Origin of the sequence: Propionispora vibrioides (genome assembly GCF_900110485.1) — a bacterium.
Lineage (GTDB): Bacteria > Bacillota > Negativicutes > Propionisporales > Propionisporaceae > Propionispora > Propionispora vibrioides.
In genome coordinates, this window is the sequence record NZ_FODY01000020.1 from 44,706 (window position 1) to 60,943 (window position 16,238).

The 16,238-nt window shown below is 51.7% G+C and carries 10 protein-coding genes and 2 riboswitches; all 10 genes read left to right on the plus strand.

Features of this window, described 5'->3' with window-relative positions; genetic code table 11:
- Nucleotides 1–34 precede the first annotated feature (34 nt).
- The 10 genes from BMW43_RS14805 to BMW43_RS14850 all read left to right on the plus strand — a co-directional run bounded on the left by BMW43_RS14805 (nt 35) and on the right by BMW43_RS14850 (nt 16,114).
- A complete protein-coding gene (locus BMW43_RS14805) occupies nt 35–4,435 on the plus strand; it encodes a TonB-dependent receptor domain-containing protein (protein ID WP_091749213.1) in 4,401 nt (1,466 codons plus the stop codon).
- Nucleotides 4,436–4,550: 115 nt separating this feature from the next.
- A complete protein-coding gene (locus tag BMW43_RS14810; RefSeq protein WP_091749215.1) occupies nt 4,551–5,447 on the plus strand; it encodes a C1 family peptidase in 897 nt (298 codons plus the stop codon).
- A 46-nt stretch (nt 5,448–5,493) separates the two neighbouring features.
- A complete protein-coding gene (locus BMW43_RS14815) occupies nt 5,494–6,618 on the plus strand; it encodes a hypothetical protein (protein WP_091749217.1) in 1,125 nt (374 codons plus the stop codon).
- 66 nt (nt 6,619–6,684) lie between these two features.
- Entirely contained in the window at nt 6,685–7,782 is a 1,098-nt protein-coding gene (locus BMW43_RS14820) for an adenosylcobinamide amidohydrolase (RefSeq protein ID WP_091749219.1), read from the plus strand.
- Nucleotides 7,783–7,864: 82 nt separating this feature from the next.
- A riboswitch (cobalamin riboswitch) is annotated at nt 7,865–8,047 on the plus strand.
- A gap of 132 nt (nt 8,048–8,179) precedes the next feature.
- A complete protein-coding gene (locus BMW43_RS14825) occupies nt 8,180–9,286 on the plus strand; it encodes a glycerol dehydrogenase (protein WP_091749221.1) in 1,107 nt (368 codons plus the stop codon).
- Nucleotides 9,287–9,380: 94 nt separating this feature from the next.
- Nucleotides 9,381–9,561: riboswitch (cobalamin riboswitch) on the plus strand.
- A gap of 156 nt (nt 9,562–9,717) precedes the next feature.
- Nucleotides 9,718–11,625 carry a TonB-dependent receptor plug domain-containing protein gene (locus tag BMW43_RS14830; protein WP_091749223.1) on the plus strand — a complete coding sequence of 636 codons (1,908 nt, stop codon included), beginning with the start codon at nt 9,718–9,720 and terminating at the stop codon, nt 11,623–11,625.
- Nucleotides 11,626–11,697: 72 nt separating this feature from the next.
- Nucleotides 11,698–12,660: a sugar phosphate isomerase/epimerase family protein gene (locus BMW43_RS14835; protein WP_091749227.1), complete on the plus strand. Its 963-nt coding sequence runs from the start codon at nt 11,698–11,700 to the stop codon at nt 12,658–12,660.
- A 185-nt stretch (nt 12,661–12,845) separates the two neighbouring features.
- Nucleotides 12,846–13,805, plus strand: coding sequence for an ABC transporter substrate-binding protein (locus tag BMW43_RS14840; RefSeq protein ID WP_091749230.1), 960 nt, complete (start codon nt 12,846–12,848; stop codon nt 13,803–13,805).
- 9 nt (nt 13,806–13,814) lie between these two features.
- Nucleotides 13,815–14,864 carry a FecCD family ABC transporter permease gene (locus BMW43_RS14845; RefSeq protein WP_091749233.1) on the plus strand — a complete coding sequence of 350 codons (1,050 nt, stop codon included), beginning with the start codon at nt 13,815–13,817 and terminating at the stop codon, nt 14,862–14,864.
- Nucleotides 14,861–16,114: an ABC transporter ATP-binding protein gene (locus BMW43_RS14850; RefSeq protein WP_091749236.1), complete on the plus strand. Its 1,254-nt coding sequence runs from the start codon at nt 14,861–14,863 to the stop codon at nt 16,112–16,114. Before BMW43_RS14845 ends, BMW43_RS14850 begins: the two co-directional genes overlap by 4 nt.
- The last annotated feature ends 124 nt before the right edge of the window (nt 16,115–16,238 follow it).

A 16,238-nucleotide genomic window follows, 5' to 3' on the forward strand; every position in this document is an offset into this window, starting at 1 on the left:
CGCTTTTTTATGTAAGCAGTAAGGAGAGAATGCATTGCGAAAGTGGAAAAAACGGATACAACGGAAAAAACGGGCAAGACAGGCTCTGCTGGCGATCGTCCTGGCGGCCGCTTTGGGCTGTGCTGCACCGGTAAAGGCGGCAACGGTCGTGATAGCTGGTGAGACGGTAAACGATTCAGAGTTAGGTACGGCAAGTGGACCGGCCACTTACACCGTCGGCGCGGGGCTGACAAAAACAACCTGGGCTAATGCAGACCAGACCAATTCTTCGGCTTTGCGCTATAAGGCAGTGGTTATTGAAAATGGTGGGGTTTGGCGACCCATGGATCTTAGCTTTACGACTGGAGATTTGACAATAGGTGCCGGCGCGGTCCTGGACATGACCTATAAGTACGAAAATTATCCTTACGATGGGACATCGACCGACGGCATAGAGTTTGTCCGGAATTTTAATAACAATAATAATACTGCGACCAAAACAGTCTTTTATGATGGGGCCATCCTGCGGGGAACGATATGGAGTAATTCGAGAAAAACGACATTTACCTTTAAGAACCCGCAGTTTGGGACCGGGGAATCATCGGCCACCGTCAAAGTCCAGTGGCGGTTTGATAAAAGCTTTTTCAGCGGCACCAACAGCGGCGTGGCGGCAGGCAGTTGGGAAGCGGCCAAGGCGATCAATTTAAACGGGACAGTGGGTAGCGTTATCACTCTAAGAAATTTAGACGCCGGTGTGGAACAAAACCTGAGCTTTGTGGCGGAGGTCGACAATAGTTACGTTGACGATGCGCTGCACAAATATTTATTTGTGCCGACCCTGACCACCAATTATGTTTCCGGTGCCACTAAATACTATGATTTAAGCTGGACCGCCACCCGGACCGACTTCTTGTCCCAGGGCGTATTCAGCGCCGCCAATGCCCAGCTTTCCCTGCGTAATTTGTGGCGGATCGAGGACGGTCTGTTCTGGAAGAGGGGCGAAGAGCTGCGCGCCGCCGATCGGCTGGGACAGGACGACGAAGGGGCTGACGGAGCCTGGGCGCAAATCTGGCGCGGTAAGTATGATTTTGACGGTGTCGTTGCTTCGGGCTTCGGCCAGAGCTATGACGGCATTCAACTTGGCTATGACAAGCAGCGCGAGGGCAAGCTGTTCGGCGGCAAGCTCCATAGCGGCCTGTTCCTCAGCTTGCTCAATTCCGATGCCGATTTCCATCAGCACACGGTTCTCAGCGATAATGGCGTGGATAAAGCCTATTACACACACGCCAATGGCGATCTGGACAGTAAAGGAATTGGCTTGTATACCACCTGGGCCGGTGATAAAGGCCACTACCTGGATTTTACCGTTCGCGGCTCCCGACTCAGCAACAAGTATCAATACTACGATGCCGACGATAATCTATATGACAACGACTACAGCACCTGGACCTACGGAGCCGGTTTTCGCTACGGGTATCAACAAGAGCTGCACAAGGGCTGGTATTGGGAACCCCAGGCTGGCCTGTCTTATGGCACGATGAAGGATTATAGTTACACCGCCGGCAATAACCTGCGTTATAACCAGGAACAGATGGATATGCTGATCGGCCGCTTTGGCGTCACTGCCGGCCGGAATTTCACGCATGGTGATAAACGCGGCACGGTCTATGCCAAGGCTGCGGTCAACCATGACTTTAAGGACGGCGGCAGCGGTAGCGCGGACGCTCTGGTCTGGGATGCCTCGCTCAATGGTTTTTCCGGCGGCTGGAAGGTGGGAGCCACCCTGCCTATGAATACCCTAGCCGGTAAGGATACTTGGTACGAATTCGCCCTGGGGGCCAATCTAATGATTGGGAAAGATAAAAACGCCTTTGTCGAACTGACCAAAACCACCGGTGGCAAGGTTAATACCGACTGGCAGGTGAATGCTGGGCTATCCTGGCGCTTTAACGGGCCTGTTGCCGGCAAAGGCGAGCTTTCTCAGCCTCCTGCCACCGGTAATAGCCTGAACGAAGGAGAAACCTTGCCAACCGGGCAGTCAAGCGGGGCAAGTTCATTAGCGGCGCAGTCAAGTCAAGCCGAACGCTCTGCTAAGACCGGCCCAATGGCACTAAACCAGGAGGATTTATCTAGCAGGGCTGCGACCAATGGAACGGCTGCAGCCGGAGATGGGACAGAACAAAGAGCGGCACAGGCTGTTGCCGTTGCGCAAAGCGGACAGCTTGCGGCGCAATTGCCTGATCAGGTACCGGCGGACAGCCGAACTATGCAGACAAAACCGGCCAGCGGCGACGGGCAGCCGGTCGCTGTCCCTACTTCTGCCGGCGTCAGAACCGTCGCTGCCGCAACGGAAACGGCGGTTGCCGACAGCGGCGAGACAGCAACTTTTACCTTGGAACCCTTGGTGGTCGAAGCCAAGCGCCCCGATTGGGAGAAAAAGCTCTCACCCGGCACCGTTTCGGTTATTCATGTGCCGGAGTATAAGGGCGAAATGAAAAATCTGCCCGACCTGTTGCAGACCGTACCCGGTGTTTACGTGCAGCGGTTGCAGGGCACCGGCCATTATAGCGTGGCCCGCGTCCGCGGTTCGACCGGCGGCCAGGTTAATATCTACGTCGATGGCGTACTCGTTAATTCCAATGCCGATGCCGCGGTCGATTTGTCAACTATTCCGGTGGAAAATGTTGAACGGATCGAAGTCTATCGCGGCTATGTACCGGCCCGCTTTGCCGGCGCGCCCATCGGCGGGGCGATCAACATTGTCACCAAGAAGCCCCAGGACACCAAGGGCAGCATCACGACTGGCCTGCGCTCCTTTGACGGTTATACCGGCAATCTGGAAGTGACCGCGCCGGTGGGCGGCGGCAGTATGCTGTTCGCCCTTAACCGCGATCAGGCGGCGGGTGATTTCCACTATGACCATGTGTATCAGACTTCCCAGAACGTTCCTGCCATTACCGAGAGCAAATGGCGCAAAAACAATGACTATCATAACACGGACGCCCTGCTGAAATGGCAGGATGACAACTGGTTCGCCAAGCTGACCTATCAGAATAACAGCACGGCCTTCCCGCAGTCCGCCTATGGGCAATATGCCGACGACATTGATCTTTCCGGCAAACGCCAGGAGATAGAAAAAACAGAGCTTTCGCTGGGGCGGCGACAGACCGCCGGCAATCTCGAATGGGGCTGGCGGTTGGACGGTTCCTATCAGTACAAGCAGGCAACCGATATGGACGTTAAGTCTTTAGTGAGTGGTAATGTAAAGTTCACCGCCGACAATGAATTCCGTAATCGGCGCTTAGGCGGTGCGGTTGACGGTAGCTGGAAAATGGGCAAAGCCCATTTGGTTGAGTTTCTGTTGGACACCTCCCGTGAAACCATGAAGGTGGACACCAATAATTACAATAAGTGGCCGAATTGGGACAGCAGTGTCGGCAGTAATCAGGCCAAGGCGCTATATTCTAAATTCTTTAAGAACGACTACCAAAGCGATAACTATTACTTCCAGGTACAGGATACTATGACGCTCAACAAGAGCGGCAACCTGTTCTTTACTCCGGTACTGCGGGCGCAGAAGCTGGCTATGGATGTCGATTTGGGCGATCCCGATCTGGATCGATGGAATTACTCCTACGGTCTGGGCTTGAAAAAAGTGCAGAACGATCATTGGACCTTCCGCAGCACTTATGGCACCTACCATAAATATCCCAACTGGTATGAACTGTTCGGCGATGGTGTTAACGTCAAGTCCCGCTGGGAAATGTATTCTACGACCAAGGTATCCGATTATTTGACCAACTCGTTTGTGGAACACGGTACCAGTTGGGACGTCAGCGCCAACTGGCAAGGCCAGGCGGCCGGAGCAGATGCTGATGTGACATTGACTTACTTCAACCGCCGTTCCAAAAACTTATTAAGTTATACGCTAGATCCCTACGGCTTTGGTTACTACACCAATCTGGCAGCCGGCAACATTCAGGGGCTGGAACTGGAAAGCAAGCTGCTGTGGAAACGCTGGGACCTTCTGTTGGCAGCTACTTGGAACGACTCAATGGTAACTAAAGGCGGCAAAGACGGTCTGGTAATCCCCTCCGAGACTGCAGCCGGCAACCCCTTCCCCTGGATACCCGAATGGGAAGGCAATATTCGTCTGGGCTATCGTTTCCCCGGCGACAAGCTTAGCGTTTTTGGCGAGTATCATTACCTGGGTGAAACCGGTGTGTATTTCGGCAGCAAAACAGCGCTGTATGAACCACTGGGCTTGATCAATATCGGCCTAAAATATGATATAAACAAAGAACTCAAACTGACTACCGGCATCAATGACCTGTTTGACAAGGGACCTGATCAATTATGGTACCGTAGTGGGTATGGTACGTTGGATGCCAGTGGCAGCGTGGCCTATCCGCAGCAAGGCCGGACCTATTATATGACCATGCAGTACTTTTTTTAGCCGGCGGATCATAGGTAAATGAATAAGGAAAGTTGGTAAATTTGCAAATAAAAATGGAAACGCTGCTGCGGCATTTGGCCGGAGCAGCGTTTCCCAATGGTGAGGAGGTATGAAGATGAATGCCAGAATTGTTCTGCCTGACAGCCGGGTGGTGGGTACGGGCTGGCTGCCGCCCCTGCCTGATCTGCGTGATTACAATGAGGACCATCCCAATCTGCAGCAAACGTTGAAAAAGCTGGGAATGGACCGGGATACTCCTTTGCCGGACCGGGTAGATCTTAGGCAGTGGTGCTCACCTGTCCAGGACCAGGGGGCGCTGGGTGCCTGCACCGCTCATGCGGCGGCAGGCATGGTCGAGTATTTTGAGAATCGTTCCTTTTCCCGGAATATGACCGCTTCCCGTCTGTTTATCTATAAGAACGCCCGAAATCTACAGGGAGTGGCCGGCGACAGCGGTTCCTATATCCGAGATACCATGGGAGCTCTGGCCTTGTGCGGCGTACCGCCGGAAAAATACTGGCCCTACACCGACAAAGCGCCTGACTTTGATAAAGAACCGACCTCTTTTGTCTATGCGGTGGCCGACAACTATGAAGCGCTGCAGTACTTTTGCCATGATGCCGCCGGGGTTAATCCGGCTCCGGCCGATGTTCTTGGCAGCGTAAAAAAATACCTGGCGGCCGGAATTCCCAGCATGTTTGGTTTCTACGGTTTTGCTTCCTTTACGGCGTCCGATGTACCCGGCGGCATCCCGGCTCCCGGTCCGAATGAACAGGCTCAATGGGGGCATGCCGTGGCGGCTTTCGGCTATGATGATACGCTGGCAATGAGAAACACCCAATATAATAAGGAAACTACCGGAGCCTTGCTGATCCGTAATTCCTGGGGCAGTGCCTGGGGCGATGCCGGCTATGGCTGGCTGCCCTATGAATATGTCCTGAACAAGCTGGCGACAGACTTTTGGTCGCTCTTAAACATGGAATGGATTGCCGCCGATCAATTTGGCCTGTAAAAAGAAACGATAGTAACGGCAGAAGGAGAAAGGGGGAGAGTGTTTTATGAGCCTGATTGACTGGTTTAGCAATTTATTTGTTAAAGAGTCGAAGCATTATGTATTTGCGCCGGTAACGTCGGACGTGGAACGGATCGAATTGAAAGAGGGGCAGCATTATCTCCGGCTGCGCCTGGCGGAAATGTTTTTAAAGGATGACCGCAAATTATTCCGCAGCTATGTGCCGGTGGTTTCTTCCGTTGTCGAGCTGCAATTCGGCAGCAATGCCGCGCAGCAGTTACCCAGTGTAGCCGGACCGCTTTCGCTTAATCTGAATGCAACTTCCTTAGGCAAGGGGGTAGAACTGAATTATGCCTTGACCAACCTGGTACCTTACCGTGGCGGCACTGTATCCATCAGCGCGGCCCTGCTGGCTTATGTGAATAAAGACTATTTTCAGCCGTTTATCACACTGGCCAACAGTATTTCCAGCCTGCTGACCAGCGGCCAGTTGTCAACCACCCTTAAAGTAGTCGACAGCGCGGTCAATAGTCTGCAGGACCTCCTGGACGGTGGTGACAAGGACATCCGTCTGGTGTATCATAATGAATATGCCGGTACGGACAGCCTGGGCGGTGTATCGCTGACAAACGGCTATTTCGTTGTAATAAATGCCGATGCCGGGCAATTTGCCACGGAAAAGCTGCTGGTTAAAGCTTCACGGCTTTGCTATGGCGAGGATGCAGCAGCGGCTAAACCGCTTACCGGTTACGACTATATGCTGTTTAGTGTGGAAGCGGCGCTGTACCGGGACGATTTCCGTTATTTTGACGAATACAACAGCTTGCTCTATACGGCCATTGAAAAAGGCATGACCGACAGAAGCGAAGGGGACGCCGTCATCCGGGCGGCGATGCTGGCTGTGTTCAAATCGGACGATCTGACTTATGTCGATAAAACACGGGTCGCGGCGGCCTTGAAACAGGAATATGAAGAGCGGCTTTCGCTGCAGGAAAAACCGGCTGGCGACAAGGAAGAATGGCTGCATGACAGGGCGCTGGCCATCGATCCGGCAGCGGTGGCTGAAAAAATTACGCCGCTCCTGAAACCCTATCCGTTGGATGATACGGTGGTAGCCGATCAAATTCTGAGGATGATTTTCAATAATGTTTTTGCGTTGCCCGAATTGTAAGGCTTGCAGGTCAGGTCGTATGTTTTTTAGTGCCCCTAAGGCGGGTTGTCAGATACGGAGGAAGTTATGAAGATATATGAGCTAGCGAATGGCGATTCGGTTTACCGGTCCGAAAAAAGCATCATCATCCGGTTTAAAGAGTCCCGTAAAGTTCTCAGTACCTCCATCTATAACGGAGGGTATCAGGAACAGTTGACGGCCGTGTTTAATTACGACTGCGCCGTACCTAACGGCAGCTGTACCTGGCGGGCGGCCAATTATGACGAATACATGCGTCAGGCCGCGGCCGGGTTGGATCTGGCGCCGGATACGGTTTCCGGTATGGCTACGGCAGCGGCGATGGACAATGTGGCCATTCATACGGCCTGTTACCAGAGCTTGCAGGTTACGGCGCTGGTCACCGGCGGAATTGAGGAGAACGGGGGAAGGGTGGGCGACCCGGCCACGTATTTTGAACCGGCGGAACGAAATACCTTGTATAAGCCGGGTACGATCAATATCTTCTTAGTGATTGATGCGGATATGCCGCCGGCCTCACTGGTACGGGCGCTGGTGACCTGCACGGAGGCCAAAACCGCCGCTTTGCAGGAGCTGATGGCCGGCAGCAATTACTCCACCGGTCTGGCAACCGGCTCAGGCACCGATCAGACTATGATCATTGCCAATCCCCACTCGCCCCTGTATTTGGAGAGTGCGGGAAAGCATGCCAAGCTGGGTGAACTGATCGGCTGTGTGGTTAAACAGGCCGTAAAGGAAGCGTTGCAGCGGCAGACCGGACTGTCGCCCACGCTGCAGTATAGTTCGCTGCGGCGGCTCAAGCGGTTTGGTGTGCGGGAGGAAACCCTGTGGGATTTTTATCGGCAAGAAAGCGGTGATTCCGATCAAGTGCGGTTTTTACAACGGTTGCGATGCCTGGATGCCAATTCCCGGCTGGTAACCTACACTTCACTCTATGTCCATTTGCTGGACCAATGGCTTTGGGGGCTGTTGAACCCGGAAGAAGTCCGTCGGACCGGACAGGAGCTAATCGAACAGGTAAGTTCCCGTTTTGGCATAGGTGCACCGCAAATTGGCGGGGGGAAATTGGAGGATTATTTGACGGCCTGGGGCAGGCTGCTGGCGATGCTGGCAAGTAAGACAATGACCGTGAAAAATAGTTTATAAAACTCTGCCTTTTTCAAATAAGATATTTGACATTGTTACTATAATATGCTATTTTTAACACGAAAGTTACAAATCGTACAAATTACATAAGCAAGAAACAGGTGCCCGTTAGGGCTTAATAGGGAAGTCCGGTGTAATGCCGGCGCGGTCCCGCCACTGTAATGGGGAGCAAAGCCAAGAATATGCCACTGGAATGAAGTTTCTGGGAAGGTTTGGCGGCGCGATGATCCGGAGCCAGGAGAACTGCCTGTTTAACAATCACCGTTATAACCTGCGAGCGATGGGGAGGGGATTACGCATAGGCCAAGGCCGTTGTCTGTCCGATTAGCGTAAGCATACTCCCGCAAAGGGAGTTTTTTTATTTATAAAAAAATTGAGAAGGTAAGGTGGGTATGATATGGAACGGATTATGATATCTCCCAGTCGGTATGTGCAAGGCAGTGGTGCCATGAAAAATATTGGCCGCCACATTTTGCTCTTAGGCAATTGTGCGCTGTGCATTGGTGGCAAACGGGGGCTGCAGTCGGTTGAAGCGGAATTACGGCAAAGCTGCAGCGAGCACCAGGTTACCTGCTCGTTGGAAACCTTTCGGGGCGAATGTTCGAAGGCTGAAATTGACAGACTGGTTGGCATCACGGAACGGCTTGGCGCTAATGTGATTGTCGGAGTCGGCGGCGGCAAAGCGCTGGATGTGGCTAAGGCAGTAGCTTATTACGCCAAGCTGCCGGTGGCGATTGTACCTACCATTGCTGCCACCGATGCACCCTGTAGTGCTTTGTCGGTTATTTATTCCGAACAGGGAGTCTTTGAGTCCTATCTGGTTCTGCCCAGAAATCCGGATTTGGTATTGGTGGATACGTCAATTATCGCCAAGGCGCCGATCCGCTTGTTTGTGTCCGGCATGGGTGACGCGCTGGCCACCTGGTTTGAGGCTGAGGCCTGCAGCAAAGCTCCGGCGCTTAATTTACCAGGCGGCTTGTCCACTGCGGCGGCGTTATGCCTGGCGCGGCTATGCTTTGATACTTTGCTGGACTATGGCTTTCCGGCCAAGCTGGCAGTGGAGAAGGGCGTCGTTACGGAGGCAGTGGAAAAGGTTGTAGAAGCCAATACTTTACTCAGTGGTCTGGGGTTTGAAAGCTCCGGGCTGGCGGCAGCGCATGCCGTACACAACGGGTTTACCCTGTTACCGGAAACTCATGCGATGTATCATGGTGAGAAGGTTGCTTTCGGCACGCTGGTGCAACTGGTAATGGAAAATAGAAAGACCGAAGAAATCGAGCGGGTTATAAAGTTTTGCATCGAGGTTGGGCTGCCGGTCACCTTGGCGGACATCGGCGTAAAACAAGTTTCCGATGAGAGAATCTACCAAGTGGCAGAAGCAGTTTGTGCCGGCGGCGAAACGGTGCATAATGAGCCCTTTGCCGTTACTGTCGACGGAGTCTATGCAGCCATTCTGGCGGCCGATGCGTGGGGCAAGCATTGCCTGAAAGAGTGGCGGAACTGAGCTTTTACAATAGTATACAGTATTTCACACCTGAACCGTTTGACATCGTTACCGTAATGTGCTATTTTTAACACGAAAGTTATAAATAGTACAAACTACATAGTAAGAAACAGGTGCCGTAAGGCTTAATAGGGAAGTCCGGTGTAATGCCGGCGCGGTCCCGCCACTGTAATGAGGAGCAAGGCCAAAAAAATGCCACTGGGATGAAAATCCTGGGAAGGTTTGGCTGCGCGATGATTCAGAGCCAGGAGAACTGCCTGTTTGACAATCACCGTTTGACCCACGAGCGATGGGAAGGGGATTTTAGATGCAGGTCTTTCGTTTTCATCTATCATCCCGGCTACATATGTGCCGGGATTTTTGATTGAGCGGCCCTATTTTCTAAGTCCTTCCCGCTCGCGTGGAGGACTTATTTTATTGGGGGGAAAACATTGAAAAGGAAAGGAAAACACAGTAAAGCCGTGCTCTGTGCCTTGCTCAGCAGCGCCGTTCTCTGCCAAATCCCGGGAATATCCTGGGCGGAAGGCGAGGATAACCAGTTTGATTTTGATCCCATCGTAGTAACAGCTACCAAGACACCGGTAAAGCTTTCAGAATCTAATGCCAACCTGACGGTGATTACCCGTAAGGATATTGAAGAACAGCATTACTCTGATTTATCGGAAGCCTTACGGAATGTACCCGGTGTAACCATCAATAATTTCGGTACAGGTATTGGTTATGAAGCGTCGAACATGCTGCGAATTAACGGTTCCGATAAAATCGTTGTATTAGTTGACGGTGTCAGAGTGGATGCGGCAGGGGTTAATTTTGCTGCCGCCGCATACGGCAATCTGGATAATGTGGAAAGAATTGAAATACTAAAAGGAGCCGCCGCCTCTCTATATGGGGCAAATGCCAAAGGCGGGGTTATTCAGATTATTACGCGAAAGGCTGAGGAAAACAAAAGTACGCTGACCTATACCGGCGGCAGCTATGATAAGGAAAACTATGCTTTCATGAATCAAGGCAAATCAGGCGATTACAGTTGGGTTGTTACCAGCCAGAAGGATATCATGGGAGATTATAGGGATGCTAACGGCACTACGGTTCCAGAGCACCGTAATGCAGAGACCACAACCTTTAAACTGACTAAGGCGATTAATGAAAAGTCGGACATAACCTTTGACTATCAGAAGTATCAGTCGGACTATATGTATTCGGGAACGAATTATTATCTAAGCCAGCGTAATCCGGGGAATATGGATAATTACAATTGGAAATTGATTTATAATAATCAATTAACGGACAATCTAAAAAACCGGCTGACTTTTTATAATGGTGTATATGATAATACGTTCCAAACCAATGATCCCTATTGGGGAATGGGTATAGGTACATCCTGGACAAAAGTAAAAACTATGCGGTTGCAGGACGAGTTTACTCAAACCTTTGCCGACAATCACACCGTTACCGGTGGTTTTGAATATTCACGGGACAAAGTGGTTTCCAGCGGGAATAAAAAGATCAGCAATTCTGCCTACTATGTTCAGGATGAGTGGGATTTGGACCGGCGATGGAAGCTGACTTCCGGCATCCGCTATGATGACAGTACGCAATACGGTTCCAATACTTCGCCACACGTCAATATCGGATATAAAGCCAGCGATGAGACAAATTACTATATTTCTTATAATAAATATTTTATTGTGCCGACCCCTTATCAAGTGTTTAATGACACTTACGGCAATTATAATTTGAAAGCGGAAAAAGGTGACAATCTGGAACTTGGTGTGAATCATCAATTAAGTGATACGTTGAGCACCGCATTTCATCTATTCAGAAGAGATTCCAGCAATGCCGTAGGGTTTGACATGAGTTCATATAAGTACGTTAATTTTGATGAAAAAGCTCATGGCTGGGACATTCAGTTAAACAAAAAGTTGACGGAGCAATTGAGTACATATATCGGTTATACTCACACTACTATCGATCCTACGGTTGAACGGTCGCAAAATGTAGATGGCTGTATTCCCAAAGGATACTGGAATGTAGGAGTAGATTATCGTCAGGAAAAATACGATGTTCATTTGCAGGGCCGTGGTGTGTTTGATAAACCAGGTCCGCAAAATAGTGCTGCTTATAGCAACTATTTTCCTGAAAACACCTATTGGGTATGGGATTTGGCCTTGAACTATAAAATAACCCCCAATACAAAAACCTTTTTGCGGGTTAATAATTTGTTAGATAAGTTCTATGCAGAACAGTCCTATGCCAGATCCGACTATGGCGGTAGTCCTGGTGAATGGTATACCAGCCCTGGCCGCAACTATCAACTCGGAGTTCAATATCAATTCTAAGCAACAGAGGAAAGAGAGAAGATGCCTGATGCCGGGGATCTTCTCTCGTAATTTTATTTTTGTGAGGAAGTCATGCTGCAACTTGTAAACTTATCCAACTACCAAACTGATTTAGATTTAATCAGCCATAGCGCCACCTGTCTTCGTCTGTTTCTGGAACGGAATCAGCTCGACGGTTTGGAGCTTATGCTCTGCGATGCCTGGGACAGCCGTATTCACCGGCCGGAATGGGTTTATGGCGTGCATTTGCGGTTTTGGCCCTATTGGCTGGATTTTTGGCGGGGCGATACGAAGGCTCTGGCGAAAAGTTTTAAGAATGAGGCAGAAATCAAAGCCTGCTATGGTGGTTTACACCGGGAAGATTGGCTTCAACTGTACCGGGAGAATATCCGCGCCGCCGGGCAGACTGGTGCCCGGTATGCGGTGTTTCATGTCAGTCATACTGCTCCAAGCGAAGCATTCGACTGGAACTTTCGATATAATGATTGCGAAGTAGTGGAGGCGGCTCTGGAAGTATTGAATAGTCTGGTCCAAGAAATACCGGAGCATATGACGTTGCTCCTGGAAAATCTTTGGTGGCCGGGAATGACTCTCACCAACAGGGATTTGACGGCCCGGCTTTTGGAAGGAATTGCCCATCCCAGAGTGGGCATTATGCTGGATACCGGTCACTTGATGAATACCAATCCGGCATTGACAACGGAAGAAGAGGGCGTGGCCTATATTATCGACACAGTAAAGGCACTGGGCAAATATAAAGAACGCATCAAAGGCATTCATCTGCACCGTTCCCTATCAGGGGAATATGTAAGGCGAAGCAGGCAAAAGCTAAAGACGGAATATACCATGGCGGAAACTATGAGCCATGTTTTGCGAATTGATGAGCATCTGCCGTTTAGCAGTCCGGCAGTCCGGCAACTCATTCAATATATACAGCCGGAGTATGTGGTGCATGAATTTATCCAGACTTCGCTGCAAGACTGGAGCGAGAAAATAACTCAGCAGCAGCAGGCCTTAGGCGTGTCTTCGAGCTAACGGAATGATCCATGGCGAGGTTTTTTTGCGCCAGGCGGATTATACCCCAAAGGGGCACGCGAATTTTTGCAGGAATAGCGGCCCCTATTCCAAAAAAAAATGTAATGAAGTATGGCATAAAAAGCGCCGTCAGGGAGCGTTTTGGATAGTTTGAAGATACGCCTTAGCGTAAGGAGGTAACCTTTTTGAAACAAAGATGGCTGAGCGTCTTATTCATATGGATGCTGCTGATGGCGTTGCTGAGCGGCTGCGGCCATGGCGCCGGGCAACAGCAGCCGGTGGCGGAAGATTATACGGTGACCGACAGTCAGGGGCACCCTCTGCAGTTAACCCATAAACCGCAGCGCATTGTTTCTCTGACGCTGGGAACCGACGAAATCATCACCGGACTGGTACCGGCGAACAGGATTGCCGCCCTGACTCATTTAGCGGAGGATGCGAGTATATCGAATATTGTGGAGCAGGCCGGAACGGTTCCGCATAAAATACGGGCCGAGGCGGAAACGGTGATTGCGCTGAACCCTGATCTGGTTTTGGTGGCCGACTGGCTGCCGGCCGATTTACCCCAGACGCTGCGTGATGCGGGTATACCTGTATACGTCTATAAAACTCCTCACACGATTAAGGAAGTGGAACAAACCATTACTGTCATCGCTCAGGTCGTGGGGGAAGCAGAGCAAGGCAGACAACTGGTCCGGACGATGGAGGAAAAACTGGCCGAGGTCCGGCGAAAACTGGACCCTGTACAAGCCGGGCAGGAGAAAGTCGTTGCCAAGCTGACGGCGGCCGGGGCAACCGGCGGGAAGGACAGTACGTTTGCCGATATCTGTGAGCAGGCCAGAACGGTCAGTGCGGCAGTAAAAGCCGGGCTTGGACCCTATGATATGATGACCAAGGAGCAACTGGTTGCTTCCCGGCCTGATGTTTTGCTGCTGCCGACCTGGGACTATCAAGGGAAAGCAAATCAGGAGACTTCGCGGACGGATATCATGAGCGATCCGGGACTGCAGAGTGTTCCTGCCGTACAAACAGACAGGCTGGAAGTCATTCCCGAACGGTATCTCAGTTGTACCTCCCAGTATATTGTATTTGGCGTTGAAGGAGTGGCCAAAGCGGCTTATCCGGATTATATGAATACCAAGTGAGGCTGATTAATGAACATATTACATAAATTAAGAGGCAAGTTCCTGCTTTTTACCGTGCTGTCTGTCGCCTTGCTGAGCACGGTAGGCTGGTCATTGATGACCGGACAGGTGACGGTGCCGGCCGATAGCGTGCTGGCAATTGCCGGACAGCAACTGGCGCTTCCTGTCGGTCAGGTTGCAATGCCTACGGCGGAACAGACCGCCGTTGTTTGGCATATCCGGCTGCCGCGGGTTCTGGTGGGAATCTTGGCCGGTGCCGCTTTGGCGGTGTCCGGTGCTGTTTTGCAGGGGATCTTTAATAATCCCCTGGCCGATCCGGGGATTATCGGAGTTTCCAGCGGAGCCGCTCTGGGGGCGGTGAGTGCCATCGCGCTGGGCTTGACTTCGCTAAACATCTTTTACATGCCCGTATGTGCCTTGCTGGGAGCTCTCCTGGCTGTCGGGCTTATCGTGCTGCTGGCGCTGCGTCAGGGGAAGCTGTCGCCGGCGATGCTGCTCCTGGGTGGGGTGGCGATCAGTATGCTGCTGGGTGCCGTGACGTCGGCTATATTGACAGTACTCAATGAGCAGCGGGTCAGAGAGTTTTTGTTCTGGCTGGTCGGCGGTCTGGACTACCGCCGCTGGGAGCATGTTTATATGGCTGCCGGGCCGGTGGTGTTGGGCATTATCGTCCTGTGCTGTATGGCGCGGCAGTTAAACGTTCTGATTCTAGGGGAACAGGAAGCCCGTGCGGTGGGAATGCCTGTGGCCAGGCTGCGCCTGACTTTTTTACTGCTGTCTTCGGTGACTACGGCCGCCGCCGTATGTGTAACGGGTACGATTGGATTTGTCGGCCTCTTGGTTCCCCATGTGATGCGGCTGTTGGCGGGACCGGAGCATCGTGTGCTTTTGCCGGCCTGTGCACTGGCCGGCGGCTTGTTTCTTGTGTTTTGTGACACCCTGGGCAGGGTTATTGTGCCAGCATTGGAGATTCGGGTAGGAATCATGACTGCTTTGGTCGGTGCGCCTTATTTTTTGTATTTGCTGTATAAGGCGCAACAAAAGGGAGGTCTGTCATGATGCAGGAGTCGGCTACGATCATTGATATCCGTCATATTCAGGTGGGTTACGGTCAAAAGACGGTAATCGGCGACGTGACGCTTACGGCAGGACCTGGAGAGCTTATTGGCATCCTTGGTCCTAACGGGTCGGGCAAAAGTACGCTATTGAAAAGTTTATGTGGTCTGTTGCCCTACAGTAAAGGTGAGGTGCTTTTATTTGGTAGACCGCTGCTGTCGATGAGCGAACGGGATAGAGCGCGCCAGGTGGCTTATATGCAGCAGGAAGTGCAGGTTTCCTTCGGGATAACGGCGCTGGATGCCGTGCTGACCGGCCGCTACCCTTATCTGCACTGGTGGCAGAATGAAAGCCCGGCCGACTACGCGATTGCCCGGCAATATATGTCCTTTGCCGGTGTGGGCGACCTGGCTCAGCGACCATTACATGAGCTGTCGGGGGGAGAACGGCAGCGGGTTATGCTGGCGAAAGCACTGGCTCAGGAAACGCCGCTGCTGTTTCTTGACGAACCGACTGCCAGTCTTGACCTTTCTTATCAGGAGGAAATATTCCGTTATTGTCAGCAAATTTGCCGGGAGGGCAAGACCGTACTTATCGTCGTTCATGACATCCGGCTGGCAGCTAAATTCTGTTCCCGGCTGATTCTGCTGTCGGCAGGCGGGATATTGTCCGATGGCCCTCCTTCCCAAGTGGTAACACCGGAGCATTTATATCAGGCTTTTGGGCTGCAGTCAGCCGTGTACGAGAACTATATCAGCGGCCAATTGGATATTCATACCTATGATAGGAGAAGTGCCGGACAACCCGGTAAGGCGATACATGTAATTGGCGGCGGCGGTACGATTGGCACCATTATCCGGGCGCTAAGGGAAAACGCCTATCCCGTAAGCTGCGGCATACTGCGCCAGGGGGATATGGACACCGCCGTAGCCATGGCCTTTGGTACCGACAATCTGGTAAGCCAGGCTTTTGGCCCTATCGGGCGGGAACTGGGGGAGCAGAACCGGCAAAAAATAGCCCAGGCCCACTATACCATCCTGGGTAATCTTTATTTTAGTCAGGAAAACCTGGATAATCTAAAAGCTGCCTTTACGGCCGGCCGGCTGATTATTGTGGAAGACAGCCCGATTAATAGCCGTGACGGCACAGCCGGGGAAGCAGCCCTATTATACCGCCAATTGACTGCCAGACCGGAGACTACGGTTATGAAGCTGGACGAATTGCTGTTGGCGGTTGAAAAAAGAAGCTTGTAGTGCTCCGTCAATTTTGAGAGTGCAAATGAATTTGCGGGGATTTTTTCGTAAGGCAAGGCGGAAGAGGCGCGCCTATCAAACATAGGTAAGCCGATGACAACGAAGCCTTGCGGAAAAAGACTCG